Annotated in this window: 15 protein-coding genes; 8 read left to right on the top strand and 7 right to left on the bottom strand. The window is 69.8% G+C overall.

Features of this window, described 5'->3' with window-relative positions:
- Positions 1 to 26: 26 nt before the first annotated feature.
- The 3 genes from ACFO8M_RS17665 to ACFO8M_RS17655 all read right to left on the bottom strand — a co-directional run bounded on the left by ACFO8M_RS17665 (position 27) and on the right by ACFO8M_RS17655 (position 5,440).
- A complete protein-coding gene (locus tag ACFO8M_RS17665) occupies positions 27 to 1,013 on the bottom strand; it encodes a LacI family DNA-binding transcriptional regulator (protein ID WP_387977949.1) in 987 nt (328 codons plus the stop codon).
- Positions 1,013 to 3,934 (bottom strand): glycoside hydrolase family 3 C-terminal domain-containing protein, encoded by a 2,922-nt coding sequence (locus ACFO8M_RS17660; RefSeq protein WP_387977947.1) that lies wholly within the window; start codon positions 3,932 to 3,934, stop codon positions 1,013 to 1,015. Before ACFO8M_RS17660 ends, ACFO8M_RS17665 begins: the two co-directional genes overlap by 1 nt.
- Before the next feature lie 261 nt (positions 3,935 to 4,195).
- Entirely contained in the window at positions 4,196 to 5,440 is a 1,245-nt protein-coding gene (locus tag ACFO8M_RS17655; RefSeq protein ID WP_387977945.1) for an ROK family transcriptional regulator, read from the bottom strand.
- Positions 5,441 to 5,770: 330 nt separating this feature from the next.
- Here ACFO8M_RS17655 and ACFO8M_RS17650 point away from each other — a divergent pair, with 330 nt between their 5' ends.
- From ACFO8M_RS17650 to ACFO8M_RS17630, 5 genes are all read left to right on the top strand, one after another.
- Positions 5,771 to 7,459: a hypothetical protein gene (locus ACFO8M_RS17650; RefSeq protein ID WP_387977943.1), complete on the top strand. Its 1,689-nt coding sequence runs from the start codon at positions 5,771 to 5,773 to the stop codon at positions 7,457 to 7,459.
- Between the two features lie 115 nt (positions 7,460 to 7,574).
- Entirely contained in the window at positions 7,575 to 8,558 is a 984-nt protein-coding gene (locus ACFO8M_RS17645) for an ABC transporter permease (RefSeq protein ID WP_387977941.1), read from the top strand.
- Positions 8,555 to 9,493 carry a carbohydrate ABC transporter permease gene (locus tag ACFO8M_RS17640; RefSeq protein ID WP_387977939.1) on the top strand — a complete coding sequence of 313 codons (939 nt, stop codon included), beginning with the start codon at positions 8,555 to 8,557 and terminating at the stop codon, positions 9,491 to 9,493. The genes ACFO8M_RS17645 and ACFO8M_RS17640 overlap by 4 nt, the downstream gene beginning before the upstream one ends.
- Positions 9,494 to 9,668: 175 nt before the next feature.
- Entirely contained in the window at positions 9,669 to 10,625 is a 957-nt protein-coding gene (locus ACFO8M_RS17635) for an ATP-binding cassette domain-containing protein (protein ID WP_387978126.1), read from the top strand.
- A complete protein-coding gene (locus ACFO8M_RS17630) occupies positions 10,622 to 11,437 on the top strand; it encodes an ABC transporter permease (protein ID WP_387977937.1) in 816 nt (271 codons plus the stop codon). The genes ACFO8M_RS17635 and ACFO8M_RS17630 overlap by 4 nt, the downstream gene beginning before the upstream one ends.
- Here the strand turns inward: ACFO8M_RS17630 and ACFO8M_RS17625 are convergent.
- Positions 11,427 to 14,303 carry a BTAD domain-containing putative transcriptional regulator gene (locus tag ACFO8M_RS17625; RefSeq protein ID WP_387977935.1) on the bottom strand — a complete coding sequence of 959 codons (2,877 nt, stop codon included), beginning with the start codon at positions 14,301 to 14,303 and terminating at the stop codon, positions 11,427 to 11,429. The genes ACFO8M_RS17630 and ACFO8M_RS17625 overlap by 11 nt on opposite strands.
- Before the next feature lie 314 nt (positions 14,304 to 14,617).
- Between ACFO8M_RS17625 and ACFO8M_RS17620 the strand changes: the two genes are divergently transcribed.
- From ACFO8M_RS17620 to ACFO8M_RS17610, 3 genes are all read left to right on the top strand, one after another.
- Complete coding sequence (locus ACFO8M_RS17620; protein ID WP_387977933.1) at positions 14,618 to 15,106, top strand: Imm1 family immunity protein; 489 nt, start codon at positions 14,618 to 14,620, stop codon at positions 15,104 to 15,106.
- A 59-nt stretch (positions 15,107 to 15,165) separates the two neighbouring features.
- Entirely contained in the window at positions 15,166 to 15,750 is a 585-nt protein-coding gene (locus tag ACFO8M_RS17615; RefSeq protein WP_387977931.1) for a GNAT family N-acetyltransferase, read from the top strand.
- Positions 15,751 to 15,827: 77 nt separating this feature from the next.
- Positions 15,828 to 16,823 (top strand): IS481 family transposase, encoded by a 996-nt coding sequence (locus tag ACFO8M_RS17610; RefSeq protein ID WP_387977930.1) that lies wholly within the window; start codon positions 15,828 to 15,830, stop codon positions 16,821 to 16,823.
- 186 nt (positions 16,824 to 17,009) lie between these two features.
- On the opposite strand, the gene xylA is transcribed toward ACFO8M_RS17610, so the two are convergent.
- From xylA to ACFO8M_RS17595, 3 genes are read right to left on the bottom strand one after another with little or no spacing between them, the layout of a single operon-like run.
- Positions 17,010 to 18,182 carry a xylose isomerase gene (gene xylA / locus ACFO8M_RS17605; RefSeq protein WP_387977928.1) on the bottom strand — a complete coding sequence of 391 codons (1,173 nt, stop codon included), beginning with the start codon at positions 18,180 to 18,182 and terminating at the stop codon, positions 17,010 to 17,012.
- A gap of 14 nt (positions 18,183 to 18,196) precedes the next feature.
- Positions 18,197 to 19,606, bottom strand: coding sequence for a xylulokinase (xylB, locus tag ACFO8M_RS17600; RefSeq protein WP_387977926.1), 1,410 nt, complete (start codon positions 19,604 to 19,606; stop codon positions 18,197 to 18,199).
- Complete coding sequence (locus ACFO8M_RS17595; protein WP_387977924.1) at positions 19,607 to 21,904, bottom strand: TIM-barrel domain-containing protein; 2,298 nt, start codon at positions 21,902 to 21,904, stop codon at positions 19,607 to 19,609.
- Between the last annotated feature and the right edge of the window lie 139 nt (positions 21,905 to 22,043).

Below are 22,043 nucleotides of genomic sequence, written 5' to 3'. Positions count from 1 at the left end.
TCTCCCCCGGGCCGCCGTCTTGCTCGCTAGCGCAGGGTGAGCTGCGGTTCGATGAGCGTCGAGTCCGGGACGTCGTGGCCGTCGAGCTTGCGCATCAGGTGGCGCACCGCGGTCTCGGCGAGGGTCTCGGCCGGGACCAGCACGGAGGGCAGCTGCGGGTGGGTCCGCTCGGCCACCTCGTCAGGCCCGATGACGACCACGTGGAAGTCCTCCCCCACGCGCTTGCCCGAGTCCGCCAGGGCGTGCATGACATGCCCGACCGCCGGTTCGTTGTGGACGGCGAGGCCGGTGAGGTCCGGTTTCGAGGTCAGCAGTTCCTTCACGGTGCGCTGCACGGAGACCGCGTCGTCGGGGCACGGCCAGACCTCCGCGCGGGCGACGCCCCGGCTCAGGAAGCCCGCCATCACCCGCTCGGCGAAGCCGGTGCGGCGGGCGTAGACCGCCTCCGAGGCGCCGAGCAGGGCGATGTCGCCGCAGCCGCGCTCCACGAGGTAGTCCGCGCACACCCGGCCCGCCGCCTCGAAGTCGAGGTCGACGCAGGTCAGTCCCTCGGCGTCGGCCGGGAATCCGATGAGGACGCTCGGGAGTCCCAAGCGGCGCAAGGTCTCCACGCGGGGGTCGCGGACCTCCACGTCCATGAGGATGAGTCCGTCCACTATGGCCGAGGCGGCGACCCGGGCGAGTCCCGCCGGGCCCTCGTCGGCGGTCATGAGCAGCACGTCCTGGTCGTGGCGGCGGGCCTCGGTGACCGCGCCGGAGGCGAACTGCATGAGCACCGGCAGGTGCATGCCGTCGCGCAGCGGGAGCATCATCGCGACGACCCCGGCCCGCCGGGAGGCGAGCGAGCGCGCCCCGGCGTGCGGGTGGTAGCCGAGGTCGGCCACGGCCTCCATGACGCGGTCGGCGGTCTCCGGTGAGATCGACCGCTTCCCGCTCAGCACATAGGAAACCGTGCTGGCGGCGACGCCGGCCCGCGTCGCCACATCGGCGATCGTGACGCCTCGGCCGGCCACTAGGATTCCCCACCGAAGCGGAGGGAGGCCAGGCGCACGGGACCGGACTCGAAGGTCACGTACAGGTCCTTGACGCCTTCGACGCGGCCGAGATCGACGGTGACGTCGGTGTAGTCGTACACGCCGCCGGTCGCCGGGGTGTCGATCTTGGCGAGCACGTCCCCGTCGAGCGGGTCGTCCACGCGCAGGGACAGCTGCGAGGCGTGCCCTGCGACACGAGCGGTCACAGTGGAGTATTCAGGCGTACTGTGCCCATGTTCGGCTCCGCCGCTGTGCCCCTGTTCGGCTCCGCCGCTGTGCCCATTTTCGGCTCCACCGCTGTGCCCATTTTCGGCTCCGCCGAAGTCGCAGTCGCCGAGCATGATCCAGCCGCCCGCTTCTTCGGCGGCGATCACGTCGCCGGAGGTCCGGTTCTCATCGCGCCAGAGCACGCCCTCGTAGAGGTCGTTCGCGGTGGCGGCCAAGGGCTGCGAGAGGTCCCGGGCGCCGACGGTCTCGCCGTCCACGCGCACCGAGGCCGACAGGACGATGTCCGTGGCGGAGCGCCCGATCATGAGCCGCTGGCGGGACTTCTCGACGATCATCCGGCCGGTCACGTTGTCCCAGTGGGCGAGGTCGTCCACGGCGACGGTGAAGGTGACGGTGCGGGTCTCGCCCGCGGCCAGGCGGACCTTCGCGAAGTCGCGGAGCTGGCGCAGCGGCTGCTTGACGCGCGAGCCGCACTGGTGCGTATAGAGCTGCACGACCTCGACGCCGTCGCGGTCCGAGGCGTTCGTGACCTCGACGGAGACGGTGAGGTCGTCGCCGGGGCGGGCCTGCTCGCGGTCCGCCTTCAGGTTCGCGTACTTGAAGTCCGCATAGGACAGGCCGTGGCCGAACGGGTAGAGCGGCTGGCCGAGGTAGTAGAGGTAGGTCGCGTCCGAGGCCACGATGTCGTAGTCGAGCATCGCGGGCAGCTCGGCGGCGTCGGTGTACCAGGTCTGCGGGAGGCGACCCTCGGGGTCCCGGTCGCCGTAGAGGACGTCCGCGAGCGCGTTGCCCCACTCCTGGCCGCCGTGGCCCGACCACGCCACGGCGCGCGCGTGCTTCTCGGACCAGTTGGCGGCGTAGGGATAGGAGGCGGACATGACAAGGATCGTATTCGGGTTCGCCGCGTGGACGTCGCGGAGGAGCCATTCCTGGGCGTCGGGGAGGCGCAGGTCCGTGCGGTCCTCGGTCTCGCGGCCGTTGACGAGCGGGTGGTCGCCGAGGACGGCGATGACGATGTCGGCCTCGCGCGCCAGGTCGGCGGCCACCTCACGGCCCTTGACGACGAACTCGAAGTCGAACTCGACGGCGTCGGTGCGGTTGTCGCTCAAGGTGATCCGGCCGTCTTCGAGCGCGAACCACCGGCTGTCCTCGGCGCCTTCGGCCTTGTGGACCTGCTGGACGGCGACCTTGCCGCCTTCGACCTCGATGATCCTGAAGGTCTCGTGCACGTCGAACTCGTGCGGGCCGACCGAGTCGGCGCCGACGGTCCCGTCCAGGCGGCCGTCCACGTACTTGCCGGTGGCGACGTTGCGGGCGGTGTAGGACCAGCCGCCCCAGTCGAACAGGTCGAACTGGGCGGCCGCGCCGGTGGTGTCGGTGATGTCGAGCGCCTTGCCGTCTTCGACGGCGGTCACGTAGCCGGTCTTGTGGCGCAGGCGGATCCGGTCGACGCCTTCGCTGTAGACGACCTCGGCGCGCGCCGAGAGCGCTTGGCGGGCGGTGACGGCGTACGGGAGGGTGCCGGAGTACCAGTCCTGCATCTGGGTGTCGGCGAGCGGGCCGATCACGGCGATCTTCTTCGGGGCCTTCAGGGGAAGGATGCCGTCGTTCTTGAGCAGCGTGATCGACTGGGTCGCGGCCTCGCGGGCGAGGGCCTGGTGCTCAGGAGAATTGACGACCTCGTTCCCGATGTGCGCGTAAGGGTCTTCAGGGTCGAACTCGCCGAGACCGAAGCGCACGTGGAGGTTGCGGCGCACGGCCCTGTCGATGTCGCTCTCGTCGAGCAGGCCGCGCTCGAGGGCGGCCTCGACGTGGACGAGCACGTCGCGCGAGTTCTCGTCGTCCTGGGTGAACGAGTCGAGCCCGGCCTTCACCGCCGCCGCGTACGCGGTCGGGAGGTCTTCGAAGTAGCCCTGGAGGTTCGCGAGGTTGTTGGGCGCGTATGCGTCCGAGACGATGTACACCTCTTCGTCGGTCCAGGTGCGGAGCTCGTCGTTCACCAGGGGCGTGACGTGCGCGGGGCGGCCGTTGACGAGGTTGTACGAGAGCATGACCGCGACCGCGTCGCCGCTCGCCAGTGCCGGGCGGTGTGCGGCGAACTCGTATTCGCGGAGGACCCGCGGGGGCATGTTCGAGGAGGTGATGCAGCGGTCGGCCTCGTTGCCGTACGCGAGGAAGTGCTTGACGGTGGGGGCGGTCTTCCACACGGAGCCGTTGTCGCCCTTGAGGCCCCGCGCGTACGCGGCGCCCATGCGTCCGGTCATCCCGGCGTCCTCGGAGTAGCCCTCCTCGTTGCGGCCCCAGCGCGGGTCGCGCAGCGGGTTCACGGTGGGGGCCCACACGTTGCGGCCGACCTTGACCGGGTCCTCGTGGTTGAAGGCCAGGACCTCGTCGGCGACGGCCGCGCCGACCTGCTCCACGAGCTCGGGGTTCCAGGTCGCGCCCAGGGCGACCACCTGCGGGAAGACGGTGGCCTCGCCGAGCCACGCGAGCCCGTGCAGCGCTTCGGTGCCGGTTTTGAAGGGGCCCATGCCGAGTCGCTCGACCGGCCGGTGGTACTGGTGCAGCAGGCCGATCTTCTCGTCCAGCGTGAGGCGGGAGAGGAGGTCGGCCACGCGCTCGGCGCGGGGGAGGCTCGGGTCGCGGAAGGCGGGACGCGGGTTGTCGCTCATGGTGGACTTCCTTGCTTGGACGTCGCTGTCGTTGAAGGTCCGTCGAAGCGCTTCGATGACTGCGGCATTACGGCGTTGATGTCGTTGCCAAGTGGGGTCTGTCGAAGCGCTTCGATTGAGGATGCAAGATTTCTACACCTCAGCCTCGCCCCGAGTCAAGACGGCCAGGGCGCGACAACGTGCGCGGATGACGGGTTTCGCCTGTTCCGCAGGCCTTTCACCTGCGGAAACAAACGGGGTAACAATCGTGAAACAGAGGCGTTAACCGCCCAGTGGAGTCGGCATCTTCCCTGCGTCGATGTCGTTGAGGATGCCGGTGGCCGCGCCCAGCGCGGGGGCCTCGTGCCCGAGGGCCGAAACCACGATCTCGGCCCCGCCCGCGCCGGAGGCGTGGGTGCGCGCGGCGAGTTCGCTTTCGGCGGCGGGGCCGATCCAGGGGCTCAAAGCCTGGTAGTGGCCGCCGAGGACCACCGCTTCGGGGTTGAGCAGGTCGACGGCCAGCGCGATGCCGGCCCCCAGCGAGCGGCCGATGCGGTCGAGGACTTCGAGCACGCGGGGCTCTTCGGCGCGGGCGCGGGTGACCACGTCCTCGACTTCGGCCTCGACTTCGGCGCCCGAGATGTCGTCCGATTCGGACAGTTCCTTCAGGACGGCACTGATGCCCGCGAAGTCCTCGACGCGGCCGACGCGGCCGCCGACGTCGATGAGGAGGTTGCCGATCTCTCCGGCGAATCCCGTTGCGCCGCGGCGCAGTTCGCCGTCGATGATGAGGCCCGCGCCGAGTCCGATCTCGCCGGTCAGGTAGATCATGTTGGACACCCCGGCCCAGGAGCCGAAGCGCTGCTCGGCGACGGCGCCGAGGTTGGCGTCGTTGTCGGCGGTGACGGCGTACTTGGGGTCGCGCATGGCCTGGCGCAGGCGGCCGGTGAGATCGAAGTGCTCCCAACCGAGCATCGGGGCGCGCTGGACGACGCCGTCGTTGCCGATCATGCCGGGTACGGCGACGGCGAGCCCGAGGATCTGGCGGCCTTCGGCGTCCATCTTGTCGACGGCGCGTTTGGCAAGGCCCGCAAGGGCGGAGACGGAGCGGCCGGGGGTCGACCCGGCGCCGTCGTGGGCGCGGCGCCAGGACAGGAGGCGGTTCCCGGCGAGGTCGACGGCGACGAGGGTCATGTAGTCCACATTGACTTCGACGCCCAGTGAGGCGTAGTAGCCGGTGTCGACGCTGAGGAGGACGGCGGGACGGCCGATGTTGCCGATGACGGAACCGGACTCGCGCAGCACGCGCCGCTCGATCAGTTCGGCCACGAGCGAGGAGACGGTGGCCTTGTTCAGGCCGGTCTTCGCGGCGAGGTCGGCGCGGGAGCACCGGCCTTCGGCGCGGACCTGGCGCAGCACGAAACCGAGGTTGTTGGCCCGCACGTCCGTGAAGTCGGCGCGCTTGGCCCGGCCCCGCGCTTCCTCGCCGACGGTCCCGGCCGACTTCGACGCTATGCGCATCGCCATGTCTCGTCCTCCTGCTGTTCTCTTGGCCCGCCCATGGCACCGGGTGCGGAGCCTTGGCTTGGCCCCCTCGGCGCCGCTTGCCAGCCGTAATTGTGCATTGTCACGGATGGCGACAAGCCGTCGCCGTGCGGTCCCTGACGGTTGCGCAGCGAAGCGTTTCACCACAAGGGCCGTACTCGAATCGTGACCAATCCGCGTCCGTTTCGCCTGACCCCCGACTTGTGTCGGGTGCCACCGTGCGCTACTTTAGTTTATCGAATAGCCGAACTAATTACCGGCCACACCCCCCACAAGACCCTCACAAAGCAGTACGACCGAAAGGACAGCAACGTGGCTACTCCCTCAGACGGGTCGATCTTCCGGCGCCGCTCCCTCCTCAAGGCCGCCGGTCTCGGCGTCGCCGGAGCCGCGGGCCTTCCTGTCATCGCCGCTTGCAGCGACATCGAATCCGGCGGCGGCACCTCACAGGCGACCGAAGGCTTCGACTTCCTCCCCACCTACAAGGAATGGCCGCTCCCGGTCGAGCCCGACCTGGTCGGCGAGCCGCCGAACCACCCGTCCGGCTTCACCACCTATCCGGAGCCCGTCCCGGCGATCGAGAACGTCCCCTCCAACAGCGGGACCTTCGAGATCACCGTCCCGTTCTGGGGCGAGGCCCCTCCGGCGGACGACCCCTACTTCGCGGCGGTCGCCGAGGCCAGCGGCGGGACCACCGTGAACCTGCGCCAGGCCGACGGCAACACCTTCGCCGAGACCTCCGTGCAGTGGCTCAACGCGAACGAGTACGGCGACGGCATCATGCTGTTCAGCTGGATGCTGTTCGCGCACCCGAACTTCCAGGAGACGGTCACCAACTCCTTCTACGACCTGACCGACATCGTCAAGGGCGACATCTCCGAGCGCTGGCCGCTGCTCGCGGGCCTGCCGACGGCCTCGTGGGGCCAGGCGGTCTGGTCGACCGACCCCGAGGACCCCGAGACCGCCCGCGTCTTCGGCATCCCCGGCTCCTTCTCGGGCGGCCCGGGCAACGCCGTGTTCGCCCGCACCGACCTGCTCGAGGCCGACGGCCTCGCCATGCCGACCACGGTCGAAGAGCTCCTCGACGTCGCCCGCGCCTGGTCGGACGACGCCGCGGGCCGCTGGGCCTTCGGCGGCCTCGACTACCTGACCCCCGCGTGGTTCGGCCTCGCGGGCGCCGGCGACGGCTGGGCCTACATCGACGGCAAGCTCGTGCACAACTGCGAGCGCCCCGAGTACACCGAGTGGCTCGAGTTCCGCCGCACCGCGTGGGACGAGAAGCTGGTCCACCCGGACATCCCCACGGGCACCCTCGACGGCCAGGCCCTGCACAAGGCGGGGACCATCCTGTTCCAGCTCGACGGCATGTCGTGGTGGCAGGGCTTCGTCGACCAGGCCACCGCCGAGGGCACCGGGGGCACGATCGCCCCGCTCGGCGCGCTCTCCGCTAAGGGCCGGGAGCCGCTGGTCCACGTCAACACCAGCGTCGACGCCTGGACGTTCCTGAACAAGGACCTCTCCAAGGAGCAGGTCGAGGAGTTCCTCGACTTCGCGAACTTCTGCTCGGCGCCTTACGGCACCACCGAGTACGAGATCGTCAACTACGGCGTCGAGGGCACCCACTTCACCTACGGCCCCGACGGCTCCCCGGTCTTCAACGAGGTCGGCACCAAGGTCGTCCAGGCACCCGTGAACCACAAGACGATGTCGGGCCACGTGCAGCAGTTCCTGACCGGCACCCCCGACATGGTCCAGGCCCGCTTCGAGTACAACGCCTCCATGAAGGACTTCGCCGAGGTCAACATCTTCGAGGGCATGCGCGTCGAGGGCCCGGCCGACTTCAAGTCCGCGTCGCAGGTGCGCCTCGACCAGGAGGCCGACATCGCCTTCGGCCGTGCGGACCTGTCCACGATCCCGGACATGGTCCAGACGTTCCTCGACAACGGCGGCGAGGCCGCCCGCGAGCACTACACCGCCGCTTACGAAAAGCTGCACGGCTAAGACGCCCGGCCGGGTCGCGACACCTCGGCGAGGCCTCCGAGCCGAACCCAGGTCGACGCGTCCCGGCCGTCCCCGTCCCCCGCACAGGTACTCACTGACTGGATTCACACAAGCGATGGCAGCTCTCCAGACCTCAGCGCGCCCGGCCCCGAGCCCGGGGCAGGACCGCCCCCGCATCAGGAACAAGCGGACCGTGGCCCAGCGGCTTCGGCACGACTGGCCCCTGCTGATCCTGACCGTCCCGGCGTTGGCGCAGCTCGCGGTGTTCTTCTACTGGCCCTCGGCCTGGAACATCATCGCGTTCATGGACTACAGCCCCCACAAGCCGTTCTGGGAGAACTCGTTCGTGGGCTTCGCCTGGTTCGAGCGGCTGTTCGCCAACCCGTACTTCATGCCGGCGCTGCTGAACACGTTGAAGTTCGCGTTCGCGAACCTGCTGTTCCTGTTCCCGCTGTCGATCGTGCTGGCCCTGGTCATGCACTCGGTGGTCTCCACCAAGATCCGCAGCCTCTTCCAGTCGGTCGTGTACCTGCCCTACTTCTTCTCCTGGGTCCTGGTCGTCACGGTCTTCGTCCAGACACTCGGCTCCGACGGCCTGGTCTCCAACTGGCTGCTGGGCCTCGGCGGCGACCGGATGACGTTCATGTCCGATCCGGACAGCTTCATGTTCCTGGCCTGGCTGCAGTGGGCCTGGAAGGACGCGGGCTGGGGCATGATCATCTTCCTGGCCGCCCTGGCCTCGATCAACCCGAGCCTCTACGAGGCCGCCGCGGTCGACGGCGCCAGCCGCTGGAGGCGGATGTGGCACATCACCCTGCCGGGCATCCGGCCGGTGATCGTGCTGCTGCTCATCCTCCACATCGGCGGCATCCTCAACGTCGGCTTCGAGCAGTACCAGCTGCAGCGCAACGCCGTCGGCTTCCAGACCACCGAAGTGCTCGACACCTTCGTCTACTACCGCAGTGTCATCGGCACCGAAGGCCCCTCGTTCGGCACCGCCGCGGGCCTGTTCAAGGGCGTCATCGGACTGATCCTGGTCCTCGTCGCCAACAACGTCGCGCACCGCCTCGGAGAGCAAGGGATCTACCAGAAGTCATGACCGCCACCGACATTCGCGTCACGCCGCGCCGCAAGAAGAACGCCCGTCCATCCTGGGACGAGGAGCCCTCGCTCGGGGGGAAGATCACCAAGGCGCTCTTCCTGATCTGCTACGCGGCCGCCATCGTCCTGCCGATCTGGGCCGTCGTGGCCACCAGCTTCGCCAGCGAGGAATCGCTCACCCGCGCCGGCGGGAACCTGCTGCTCATTCCGACCGACCTGAGCCTCCAGGCCTACCGGGAGATCTTCGACGGCGGCACGCTCACCAGGTCGCTGCTGCTGACGATCGGCCTGACCGCGGGCGGCACCGCGCTCAGCATGATCCTCACCATCGGCGCCGCCTACGGGCTCTCGCGCCCCGGTTCGCTGCTGCACCGCCCGATCCTCATGCTGGTGCTGTTCACGTTCCTGTTCGCCCCGGGCATGTACCCGAGCTTCCTCGTGGTCCAGAAGCTCGGCCTGTTCGACAGCTACCTGTCGCTCATCCTGCCGATGGCGCTCAACGCGTTCAACCTCATCGTGCTCCGCTCGTTCTTCATGAACTCGGTCCCGACCGAGCTGCTGGACGCCGCCCGCATGGACGGCGCGGGCGAGTTCCGGACGCTCTTCAAGATCGTCCTGCCGATGTCGAAGGCGATCCTCGCCGTCATCGCGCTGTTCTACGCGGTCGGCTACTGGAACATCTACTTCTCGGCCGTGCTCTACATCCCCGGCATGGAGACCCAGCCGATCCAGGTCGTCCTGCAGCGGATGCTGATGTCCACGCAGGGCCTGCCCGGGGCCGCCGCGGACGTCTCGCAGTACCAGACCGCCGCCCCCGACTCGGCTCTGAAGATGGCCGTGGTCGTCTGCACGATCGTCCCGATCGTCATCATGTACCCGTTCATCCAGAAGCACTTCACCAAGGCCGTCATCACCGGCGCGATCAAGGGCTGATTCACGGCTCGCAGGCTTCGCCGTGGCCGGCTGACCACCCCCGGTGCGAAGGGCCGTCTCCCATTGGGAGGCGGCCCTTTCACGTGCCCTGCGGCAGTGAAAGTCGAGTGAGATCGGGGTGAAAGCCAAGGCGCGCACGCTGGTCGCACAGGAAGCGAACCAGGAAGGCACTCCAGTGAAGTACGCCATCGAAGTCCGGGGACTGAAGAAGTCCTTCGGCGAGGTCCACGCCCTCGACGGCGTGGACCTCGCCGCCGCCCCCGGCACCGTGCTCGGGGTCCTCGGCCCCAACGGCGCCGGGAAGACCACGGCCGTCCGCGTCATGTCCACCCTCACCAAGCCGGACGCGGGGACCGCGCGCGTCCTCGGCCTCGACGTCGCCAAGGAGGCCGCTCAGGTGCGCCAGCGCATCGGCCTCACCGGCCAGTACGCCGGGCTCGACCCGAACCTCTCCGGCGAGCAGAACCTCGTCCTCGTCGCGCGGCTCCTCGGCGCGTCGAGGCGCCAGGCCAAGACCCGCGCCAACGAACTCCTCGAGCGGTTCGACCTCGCCCACGCCGCCACCCGGGCCGCGAGCAGGTACTCCGGCGGCATGCGCCGCCGACTCGACCTCGCCGCCTCGATCGTGCGGCGACCCGAGGTGCTGTTCCTCGACGAGCCCACCACGGGCCTGGACCCGAAGAGCCGCAACGGATTGTGGGAGGTCGTGCGCGAGCTCGTCGCCGCGGGCACCACGGTCCTGCTCACCACCCAGTACCTGGAGGAGGCCGACCAGCTCGCCGACTCGATCGCGGTCATCGACACCGGCCGCGTGATCGCCTCCGGCAGCCCCGCCCAGTTGAAGCGGGCCGTCGGCGGCCGAGTCCTGCGCCTGTCCCCTGCCCGGCCCGAGGCCGCCCCGCAGCTCGTCCAGCTCCTGGCCGCCGATTTCGACGCCCGCAACGAGGACGGCGCGGTGATCGTGCCCATCGCCCACACCGGTGAGGCCCAGGCCGTCATGGCCCGCGTCGGCCGGGCGGGGATCGACCTGACCGCCTTCGGGCTCCACGAGCCGACCCTCGACGAGGTCTTCCTCCAGCTCACCGGACACCGCACCCGCAACGACGAACCCGTGAAGGAGATGGCCGCATGAGCACCCTGACCACCGAGGCACTGAGCGCCGAGACGACGTGGACGACGACGCGCGGGCCGCTGGCCCAGGCGGCCACGATGACCGGGCGCGCGCTCGCCTCGATCAGGCACGCCCCCGCCCAGCTCGTCGAGTTCTTCATGATCCCGCTGATGATCCTGCTGTCCGTCACCTTCTTCATGGGCGGCCAGATGATGGGCTCCTGGCAGGACTTCCTGCAGTACGCCGGGCCGACCATCATCGCGATGGGCCTGTTCTTCGCCGTCCCCTCGACCGGCCTGGGCCTGTACGGCGACATCAAGGAAGGCGTGTTCGACCGCCTCACCGCCATGCCCGTGTCGCGGTTCGCGCTGCTCGCCGGGCGGGTGGCCGCCGACATGGCGAAGCACGCGTGGGCGCTGCTCGTGGTCGGCGGCGTCGCCTTCGCGATCGGCTACCGCGCCGAAGGCGGCGTCCTCGGCACAGCCGGGGCCGCCGGGGTGATCCTGCTGTTCCTGTTCGCCTCGTCCTGGACGATGGCCCTGGTCGGGCTCACCGCCAAGAGCGAGGAGCAGATCCAGACGTGGATGATCAGCCTGCTCATGCCCCTGGCCTACACCTCTTCGGCGTTCGTGGAGGTCGAGACGCTCCCCGGCGCCGTCCAATGGTGGGCAGAGCTCAACCCGCTGACGGCGATGTCCGACTCGGTGCGGGTCCTCCTCGACGGGGAGACCCCGGGCGGCGAGCTGATCGCGCTCTTCGCATGGAGTGCGGCGATCATCGCGGTGTTCGTGCCGCTGTCGCTGCGGGCCTACCGCAAGCGGCTCACGAACTGAACGGCCACGTGCTCCCTTCGAGCATGCCGGCGGCCCGGGCCTCGAGGTCCGGGTCGCCGATCTCGCGTGCCACGACAGCGAGCTGGCGGTAGAGCTGGAGGGTGACCTCCGAGAAGCCCAGGTACCGCGGCAGTCCGGTCTCGGCGTCCAGCAGCTCCTCCAGGGCCTCGGTCAGCTTTCCCATGCGGCGCAGGCAGATCGAGGCTGAGATCCGCGCGGCCAGGACGTTCTCGGGGTTGCCGATCCGCTGCGAGCGCGCGGCCGCCTCCCGCATCCGGCCCAGGGTCGCCCCGGGGTCGTCCCCGTGCTCGGCGTCGATGCGCCACAGGTGCTCGGCGATCACCGAGTCGGCGAGATCGGCGCCGAACTCTGATTCGGCCTCCAGCGCCCGGGTCAGCATGGCGCGCGCCCCCGGGTAGTCCCCCGCGGCCATGCGGTCGGACGCGAGTCCTTGGAGCGAGAGGATGAGCCCGAAGCGCTCGCCGAGCCGTTCGAAGATCGCGTTGGACTCGGCCAGTTCTCGGGCGGCGAGTTCGGTGCGGCCGGTCCGGTAGGAGAAGTCGGAGGCGAAGAGGAGGGCGATGCCGCGGACCCACGGGTCGCGTTCGGGGTCGAGTCCGGCCGTGACGCCGCGCAGGGCGGCCTCGTCCCCGGCGAGGAGGGACCGGATGAGCGGCACCATCTTCAGGATCGGCTCGATCTCGTAGAGTCCGTGGGCTTCGCTGAGGCGCTGGGCTTCGGCGAAGTCGGCGTCGATGTCGGCCGGGTTGAGGCGCCCGGCCCACAGGCCCCAGCTGCCGGACATGGCGACGATGGCGCGGTACAGGGGCTCCACGGGGCCGGTCATGGCGGCGACCTCGCGGGTCACCTCCTGGCCTTCGTTGCGGTAGCCGCGCATCCACCAGTACCAGGCCATGGGGGCGACGAGGCGGTGGGCGAGCTGAGCGTTCCCGGCGGCGACGGCGCGTCTGATGGCGACGGTGAGGTTGCCGTGGTCGGCGGCGAGTCGGTCGAGCCAGTCGACCTGCTCGGCGCCCATGAGGTGGGGCCCGGCCTCTTCGGCGAGACGCATGTAGTGGAGGCCGTGGCGTTCGAAGCGGTCGGCGGTCTCGCCGGCTTCGGCGAGGCGGGCGGCGGCGTATTCGCGGACGGTCTCCAGAAGCCGGTAGCGGCCGCCGGGGAGGCGCTGGACGAGCGATTTGTCGACCAGCCCGGTGATCACGTCGTCGTGGGCGGAGCAGACCTCGCCGGCGGCGTCGAGGTCGGCGCTGCCGCTGAACACCGACATGCGGGCGAGGACGAGCCGTTCGTCCGGGTCGAGGAGGTCCCAGCTCCAGTCGACGACGGCGCGGAGGGTCCTCTGGCGCGGTTCGGCGGTGCGCGGGCCGCGGCCGAGGAGGCCGAAGCGGTCGTCGAGGCGGGCGGCGAGGTCGTCAAGGCTCATGGCGCGCAGGCGGGCCGCGGCGAGTTCGATGGCGAGCGGCAGGCCGTCGAGCGCGGCGCAGACCCGCAGGACGGCGGCCGCGTTCGCGGCGTCGACGGTGAACGCCGGGTCGCTTTGGCGCGCGCGTTCCTCGAACAGCCGGATGGCCGCGTGCGATCGCAGGTCGGCGGGTGATCCGGCGTGGTCGGGCAGCGGCAGGGGCCCGACGCCGAGGACGGCTTCGCCGGTGATGCCGAGCGGCTCGCGGCTCGTGGCGAGGACCCGCAGGCCCGGGACGCGTCCGAGGAGGTTCGCCAGGAGTTCGGCGACGTCGTCGATGAGGTGCTCGCAGTTGTCAACGGCGAGAACGAGGTCGCGGCTCCAGAGGGCATCGGCCAGGCGCGTGCGCGGGTCGTCGCTGCGGCGGGCGAGGATCGATTCGCCGAGGCCGATCGCGTCGATGAAGACCTCGGGGAGCCTCGACGGGTCGGCGACGGGCGCGAGCTCCACCAGGCGCACCTCTTGGCCCGCCCGGGCGAGTCGGTGCGCGGTCTCGACGGCGAGGCGGGTCTTGCCGGTGCCGCCGGGGCCGGTGAGGGTGACGAGCCGGTTCGCTTCGAGCAGTCTCGGCAGTGCGTCGAGTTCGGGTTCGCGGCCGATGCAGGCGGTGAGCGGTTGCGGCAGCGCGCTTCCGGTGGGTTTCGGGGCCGGTTCGATGCCGCGGAGGACGTCGAGGTGGGCGGTCTTGAGCACGGCGGAGGGGTCGACGCCGAGTTCGTCGGCGAGCTCGGCGCGCACCGATTCGTGGACGGCGAGGGCTTCAGCGCGGCGTCCGGCGGCGGCGAGGGCCCGCATGTAGCGGGCGGCGTCGGGCTCGTTCAAAGGGTCGGCGGCGTGGCGGGCGGCGAGTTCGGCGAGCACGGCGTCCGCGCCGTCGAGGCGGAGCCTGGCGTCGAGGTGCAGGGCGGCGACGGCTTCGCGGCGCATGGCGAGGCCGGTCCGGGCGGCTTCGGCGAAGGCGTACCCGTCGAGGCCCGCGAGTGCCGGGCCGCGCCACAGGGCGAGGGCGGCTTCGGCGTGTTCGCGGACGGCGGCGAGCGCGTCGGTCTTCGCGGCGGCCTCGGCCCGCGCGGTGTACTGCTCGAACGCTTGGACATCGGTGTCGGCGTCGGTGATGCGGTACCCGCCGGGACCGGACTCGAGGTGTGCGCCTAGGACCCCGCGGAGACGGGACAGCTGCGTGTGGAGAGCGCCCGCGGCGTTGGCGGGCGGATCGGCGGGCCACAGCGCGTCGATGAGCGCGGAGGCCGAGACGGCGCTCCCGGGTTCAAGCGCGAGCCGGGCCAGGAGGGCGCGCTGGCGGCCGGCGGGGACCGGGACCTCGGCGCCGTCCTCGTCGAGCACCCGCAACGGTCCCAGCAGCTCCACACGCATGCGGTCCATCTTGCCGCCCTAGGGAGGCACGGGCAGACCCGGTCCGGTCGGAGGCGGCGCGGCGATCCTGAGTGGAATCTACGACTTGCATGAACAGGTTGTCACGGCACATCAGTGATGCATCAGTGCTTTATCGGCACTTTTCTGTCAAGTTCCCGACTGATCGAACATACAGCCCGATCACGCACGTACTGTCGTTCACAAACCCTGAAGCCCGATTCCCCATGTGAGGTGCGGTGTCCACCATGGCGATCAGACTCGATCACCCCCACGATTCCCAGTCCCGCACGTTCGTCTCTCCCGGGTCGGAAGGAGCACCCCCAATGAGCGCTGGCCCCGCAGACGCGCATATCGCCGGCTACTGCGTCGAGTTCAGGCTCCAGACCCGGGACAACGGCACCCGGGTACTCCTCGCTCATGACCCGGACGGCGTGGCCGCCGCCGTCGAGACCATCGTGTCCGCAGACCTGCTCCAGGTGGCGACCGCGCTGGTGAGGGACCGGCCCGGCTACGAGCCCGGCGGACGGCCCGACCACGGCCTCAAGATCATCGCGGACAAGGCCACCGAGGTCGGGGCGCTGGCGTACTTCGGCCCGGGAGGTGAGGACTACGGCCCGGGCGCTTGGGTCACGTACTCGAACGAGCCGCAGGCCCCGGAGATACGGCTCTACCGGGACATGGACACGGCCAGCACGTTCCCGCCGGACGCGCACATAGCGTTGAGCACACTGGCGCGCGCGGTGGAGGACTTCCGTGCCACGGGCGGCCTGCGCCCGTCCGGCTGCATGTGGCGGCCGAGCACGGTGTGGTGACTTACCCTCTGGCGAGATCGCGGCCCGGCATCGGTCCTGCCACTGGTTAAGCTGCGAATATGAGCAGCACTGACCTGGTCGGCGTGCGCTTCGTCGAGCTCGCGGACGCGGCGGCGATCGCCTACATCGTCAACCACTACATCGCCGAGAGCACCGCGAACTTCCGCACCGAGCCGCAGACCGCGGCCGAGTGGGAGCAGGACATCGCCCAGTACGCCGGCCGCTACCCGTGGCTGGTCGCGGAATACGAGGGCGAAGCGGTCGGCGTGGCGTACGCGAAGCCGTGGAACGCCCGGCAGGCGTACGACTGGACCGCCGAGGCCACCGTGTACGTCGCCGACGGCCAGCGCGGCCGCCGCGTCGGCTCGACCCTGTACCGCGATCTGCTCAAAAGGCTTGAGGCCCAAGGGTTCCGCAGTGTGATGGCGCAGGTGACGAGCCCGAACCCGGGCAGCGAGGCGCTGCACGCGGCGTTCGGCTTCGAGCTGGTGGGCACGATCAAGGACGCCGGCTACAAGCACGGCGAGTGGCGCGACGTGGGCATCTGGCAGAAGACCCTCACCGACCTGGCCGGCCCGCCCGCGCCGACGGCGTCGACCGCTAGTTGTTCTGTCCGGGGAGGTTGTGAACACCTCACCGGTTGAGTCGGGCAGGAACGTGGAGAGGGCCTTCTGGTTTGGTGTGCATCGCTGAATGACACGCCCGACCAGAAAGGCCCTCGATGCCCCACCCTAACGCGCCCTTGACCGAGACCGGCAGGCTCCGCCTGGCTCGCTGTGTGGTCGATGACCGCTGGCCCCTGCGCCGCGCGGCCGAGCGCTTCCAAGTCAGCCCCACCACCGCCTGGCGGTGGGCCGACCGCTACCGCCGCTTCGGCGAAGCAGGCATGCGCGACCGCTCCTCACGCCCGCACACCAGCCCCCGACGCCTCCCGACCCGCACCGAGCGGCGCATCATCAAAGTCCGGGTGCTCAAGCGCTGGGGCCCGGCCCGCATCGCCTACCTCCTCGGACTCAATCCCTCCACCGTCCACCGGGTCCTGACCCGGTACCGCCTCGCGCGCCTGACGCACCTGGACCGCGCCACCGGCGCGGTCATACGCCGCTACGAGCGGGCCAAACCCGGCGAGCTGGTTCATGTCGATGTCAAGAAACTCGGGAACATCCCCGACGGCGGCGGCCACAAGATCCTGGGCCGGGCCAAAGGCACCCGGAACTCGACCGCCTCGGCCCCGATCGCCAACAACCGCAACACGAAACGATCCAAGCGCGGCTACGCCTACCTGCACACCGCCCTGGACGACCACTCCCGCGCCGCCTACACCGAGATCCTGGCCGACGAGACCAAGGAGACCGCCACCGCCTTCATGGCCCGCGCCCTCGACCACTTCACCAGTATCGGGATCGGCATCGAGCGCATCCTGACCGACAACGGCCCCTGCTACAAGTCACACCTCTGGCGAGACCTGCTGCAAGACAACCACATCAAGCACAAACGGACCCGGCCCTACCGGCCCCAGACCAACGGGAAGGTCGAGCGATTCCACCGCACCCTCGCCGACGAATGGGCCTACGCCCGTCCCTATCGAAGCGAACGCGAGCGACGCGACGCCTTCCCGGCCTGGCTGCACTGGTATAACCACCACCGCGGCCACACCGCACTCGGAGGCAACCCACCCGCCACCCGCGTTCCTAACCTCACAGGGCAATACAGCTAGGCGGTTCTCATGAACCTCTAATGGTTCTCGCGTGGAATGCAGAGGCCCCGTCCGTAATCTTCGGTGCAAGGGGAAAGAACCTCCTGAGGGTGACAACGAGCCGCAAGGCGAGTCGATCCAACTGATGGGTGTGGGGTACGAGTCGGGCCCGGAGCGGAAGCTCCGGGCCCGATTCTTTTTGCGGCTCTAGCGAACGCCGTAGAGGTGTTCCAGGGCGAGCTGGTCGAGGTGCTCGAAGGCCATGCCCTTGGCGGCGAGGCCGTCGACGTCGACCTTGACGTCCTTGAGATCGGCCCAGGTCTCGCCTTCGGCGAGGGTGGGGACGGCGAGCTCGTCGACGCGGGCGGCCTTGAGGGCGGCCTGGACTTCGGGGTCGGCGCGGAAGGCGCGGACCTTCTCCTGCAGGATCTTGTAGTTGCGCATGCACGCGGCCGCGGAGACCCACACGCCGTTGTCGTCCTCGGTGCGCGGGGGCTTGAAGTCGAAGTGGATCGGGCCGGTGTACTGGCCCTTGGCGATGCCCTCTTCGACCGCGTCGACGGTCCAGAACGCGCCGCCGACGTTCCCGGCGCCGAAGCGCAGGTCCTGGTCGTAGCGCGGACCGGTCTGTCCGTTGAGGTCGATGTGGTAGAGCTTGCCGTGCCACAGCGCCTGGCGGATGCCGGCGGCGTAGTCGAGGCCGGCCATCTCCTCGTGCCCGATCTCGGGGTTGATGCCGGTGAGTTCGGGGCGCTCGAGCTCGTTGATGAACGCGAGAGCGTGGCCGAGGGTCGGCAGCAGGATGTTGCCGCGGGGCTCGTTCGGCTTGGGCTCGATGGCGAAGCGCAGGTTGTAGCCCTGCTCGGTGACGTAGTCGCCGAGGGTGTCGAAGGCTTCCTTCATGCGGGCCAGGGCGGACTGGATGTCCTTGGAGCCGCCCGATTCGGCGCCTTCGCGCCCGCCCCACGCGACGTAGATCTCGGCGCCGAGTTCGGCGGCGAGGTCGATGTTGCGCATGACCTTCGAGATGGCGAAGCGGCGCACGTCGCGGTCGTTGTGGGTGAAGCCGCCGTCTTTGAAGATCGGGTGGCCGAACAGGTTCGTGGTGGCGGTGGTGACCTTGAGGCCGGTGTCGTCGAGGGCCTTGCGGAACGCGCCGACCTTGGCGTCGCGCTCGGCTTCGGAGTCGTCGAAGCCGAACACGTCGTTGTCGTGGAAGTTGACGCCGTAGGCGCCGATCTCGGCGAGCTTGCGCACGGCGCGGTCGGCGGTCATGGCCTCGCGGGTGGCCGAGCCGAAGACGTCCTGAGCCGCCCAGCCGACCGTCCAGATGCCGAAGGAGAACTTGTCCTCGGGCACCGGTGCGTATTTGTCGGTCATGATCAGTCCTTTTCTCATTGATGGGACGCCCAGGACGAGGTCTCGTCCCTGAGGGTCGCGTACTGCTCTACTGCACTTCTGAACGACGTGTTCGCGGCGGCCGTGCCGGTGAGCCGCGCCGTGTCACCTGTATTCCACTGTGGCGGGTTCTGCGAGCCGGAGAGGGCCCAGGCCGCCTGCTTGGCGGCGCCGAGGGCCACGTACTCGGCCGTGGGGGGTACTTCCACGTCCACGCCGAAGACGCCGGGTGCGATCCGGCGGACGGCTTCGGAGGCGGCGGCGCCGCCGATGAGGAGGACGCGTTTGGCCTGGAGGCCTTGGGCCGCGAGGGCGGCGAGCCCGTCGGCCTGGGCCGAGAGCATGCCTTCGACGGCGGCGCGGGCGAGGTCGGCGCGTGTGGCGCCGGTGGTCAAGCCCGAGAGGACCCCGGTCGCGTTGGGGCGGTTGGGGGTCCGTTCACCGTCGAGGTACGGCAGGAGGGTGAGGCCTCCGGCGCCGGGTTCGGCGGCGATCGCGAGGGCGTCGAACTCGGCGTGTTCCACACCGAGGAGCGTACGGAACGTGTCGAGGACGCGGGCGGCGTTGAGCGTGCAGACCAGCGGCAGGTACCGGCCGGTGGCGTCGGCGAACCCGGCGACGAGCCCGGAGGCGTCGGCGGCGGGGACGTCGGAGACGCCGAAGACGGTGCCAGACGTGCCGAGGGAGACGACCACGTCGCCGGGACCGAGGCCGAGGCCGAGCGCGGCTCCGGCGTTGTCGCCGGTGCCGGGTGCGACCGCCGCGCCCCAGGGGGTGCGGCCGACGATCTCGTTCGGGGCGGCCACGCGCGGGAGCGCGAGTTCGCGGCCGAAGGCCTGGACGAGCCGGTCCGTCACGTAGTCGCCGGTGGCGGGCGACCAGTAGCCGGTGCCGGAGGCGTCCGAACGGTCGGTCGTCGCTTCGGCGGCGGTGACGTCGCGGAGCTTCATGGTGAGCCAGTCGTGCGGGAGCATGACCGAAACGGTTTTTGCCGCGTTTCCCTGCTCGTTCTCGGCGAGCCAGGCGAGCTTGGTGGCGGTGAAGGAGGCGGCGAGGACCAGGCCGGTGTCGGCGGCCCAGGCTCCGGGACCGCCGTGCTCGGCGGTGAGCCGCTCGGCCTGCGGGGCCGAGCGGGTGTCGTTCCACAGCAGGGCGGGGCGGACGACTCGGTCGTCGGCGTCGAGGGCGACCATGCCGTGCTGCTGCCCGGCGACGGCCACGGCCTCAGCGCGGTCCAGCAGGCCTTTTCCGGCCTCCTGGAGCGCCTCCCACCACGCTTCGGGCGGGCACTCGGTCCCGTCGGGGTGGGAGGCGCGACCGGAGTCGACGATCTCGCCCGTCTCGGACTCGACCAAGAGGACTTTCGTCGACTGCGTCGAAGAGTCGACTCCGGCTACCAGGCTCATCTATTTCCGCTCCAACTCGGCTTTCGCGGGCTTGCCCGCAACATCGATGACGCTCACATTAGCGATGTCCGCCGGGCCGGTTGAAACCAGGGTGGCAATAGTTTCTGAAACTGTTTCGATCTCGACGGTCGTATCGCCGTTGACGTCGGCGATCACGATCCCGCGGTCCGGGGCGCCCCAGAGCTCGAGGGTGATGGCTTCGAAAGCGCCGTCGCCGATGGTCACGTCGGGAGCGATCCGCGGAATGATCGCGCCGTAGCGCACGAAGACCGGGAAGGTCTCCAGGCCGTGCTTCGTGTCGATGTAGCGCCCGCCCTCGTGGACCTCCTTGGTCCAGAAGTCGATCCACCGGCCCTCGGGCAGGTACACCTTGCGTTCGCCCGACGGGTCGTTGACCGGGGCCACGAGCAGGTCGGTGCCGAAGCGGTACTCCTGGTCGGCGTTCCACGCCACCGGGTCCTCGGGGTTGTCCACGTTGAGGGCGCGCAGCACCGGCTCGCCGGTGCGCGAGGCGCGCACGGCCGCCGAGTAGATGTACGGCATCAGCGAGTACCGCAGCTTCAGCGACTCGACCGCGAGGCGCTCCGCCTCTTCGGAGAACTCCCACAGCTCGCGGGTGGTGGTGCCGTGGTAGCGCAGCAGCGGCGACAGCGCGCCGAACTGGGCCCAGCGGATGTACAGGTCGTCGGTCGGCGTGCCGTTGAAGCCGCCGGTGTCGTGCGACCAGAACGGGACGCCCGACAGGCCGTGCGAGAGCCCGCCGCGGATGGTCCCGCCCAGGCCCGCCCAGGTGGTCTGCACATCGCCCGACCACTGCGCGGAGTGGCGCTGCCCGCCGAGGAACGACGAACGGGCCCAGACGAGCTCGTGCCCGTTGATCTCGCGGGTCACCTCGACCACCGCGTCGTTGTACAGCAGGGTGTACACGTTGTGCAGCTCGGTGCCGGTCATGCCGTTGTGGGCCACCGCGTCAGCGGGCACGCCTTCGGCGAAGTCGGTCTTGTACAGGGCCGCGCCGGCCTGGAGGGGGCCGCGCAGCAGGCCCTTCCACCACTCGACCGCGTCCGGGTTGGTGAAGTCGACGATGCCGCTGGCCTGGTGCGAGCCGTGCCAGACGTCCGCCACGTAGGTCTCGCCCTTGGCGTTCTTGAGGAAGTAGCCGCGCTCGTCGCCCTCGGCGAAGACCGGCGACTTGTGGGAGATGTACGAGTTCATCCACAGGCAGACCTTGAAGCCCTGCTCCTTGAGCTCGGCGAGCATCCGCTCGGGCTCGGGGAAGTTCTCGCGGTCCCACTGCATGTCCGACCAGTGCGGCTCGTGCTGCCAGAACGTGTCGAGGTGCAGCACGTCGCAGGGAATGCCGCGCTCGCGGATCTTCTTGGCCCGCTCCATGACCCGCTCCTCGGTGTCCACGAAGAAGCCGGAGGAGATCCAGGTGCCGAAGGCCCACTTCGGCGGCAGCGACGGGCGAGAAGTGAGGCCGTCGAAGCGGTCGAGGACCTCGACGGGGGTGCCGCCGAGCACGAAGTACTCGAGCGCGTCGTCGGGCACGATGAACTCGACGGCCGCGTGGGTCTGCTGGGCCATGTCGAACTCGACGGGCGCGCCGGAGTTGACGACGATGCCGTAGCCGCGGTCGGAGACGTAGATCGGGGCGTTCTTGTACATGCGGATGGACTCCGAGCCGAACGCGTCGAAGTTCCACATGAGCGGACGCTGACCGCGCGCGTTCAGCGGCGCGAAGCGCTCGCCGAACCCGGCGAAGGCCTCATCCGGTGCGGCGGTGAAGGACTCGTGGAACGCCACCGGCTGCCCGTCGACGAGGGACCGGCCGAACGGGAGGGAGCGCAGGCGTCCCGAGATGTCGGTCTCGCCCGGGTTCTGGGCGACGAGGGTCTTCCCGGCGGCGTCGGTGTACTTCAGGGACCAGGTGTCGAGGGTGACGACGGCGCGGACCGATCCGGCGTCGACGACGACGGTGCCGTCCTCGACCGAGACCCTTGCGTCGGCGTAAGCGCCGGCGTGGACGAGTTCAATGATCTTCTCGACGGCGGGGCGGGCGGCCGGGTCGGCCGACAGGCGGGTGCGAACGACGCCCTCGGCGACGGCGGCGAGGCCGACGTACAGCTCCTCCCCCGCGCTCGTGACGGCCTTCAGCAGCACCGAAGCGGGGCCGGTCTCGGCGACTTCGGCGCTCGTGACGGCCGACAGACCCTGCTCGCCGTTGGCTCGCTGGGGAAGCTCCGGGGGGTCGGCGACGAAGAATTCGCGGGCGACCAGCGGCGGGCGGTAAGGCATTGTTGCTCCTGCCTGTTGAGGGTGTTCGTACGGCGGCGCGCTGCCGGTCGGGGCGGCACGACGTTCATTAGTTTATCGACTATCCGAACAAATAGCGACCGGGGGCACTGACATTCCGCATTATCGCCCGAGCGGGAGC

The organism is Glycomyces rhizosphaerae (assembly GCF_042647865.1).
Lineage (GTDB): Bacteria > Actinomycetota > Actinomycetes > Mycobacteriales > Micromonosporaceae > Glycomyces > Glycomyces rhizosphaerae.
The sequence above is the reverse complement of the archived record's forward strand: the minus strand, read 5'-3'. Positions and strand labels throughout refer to the sequence as shown.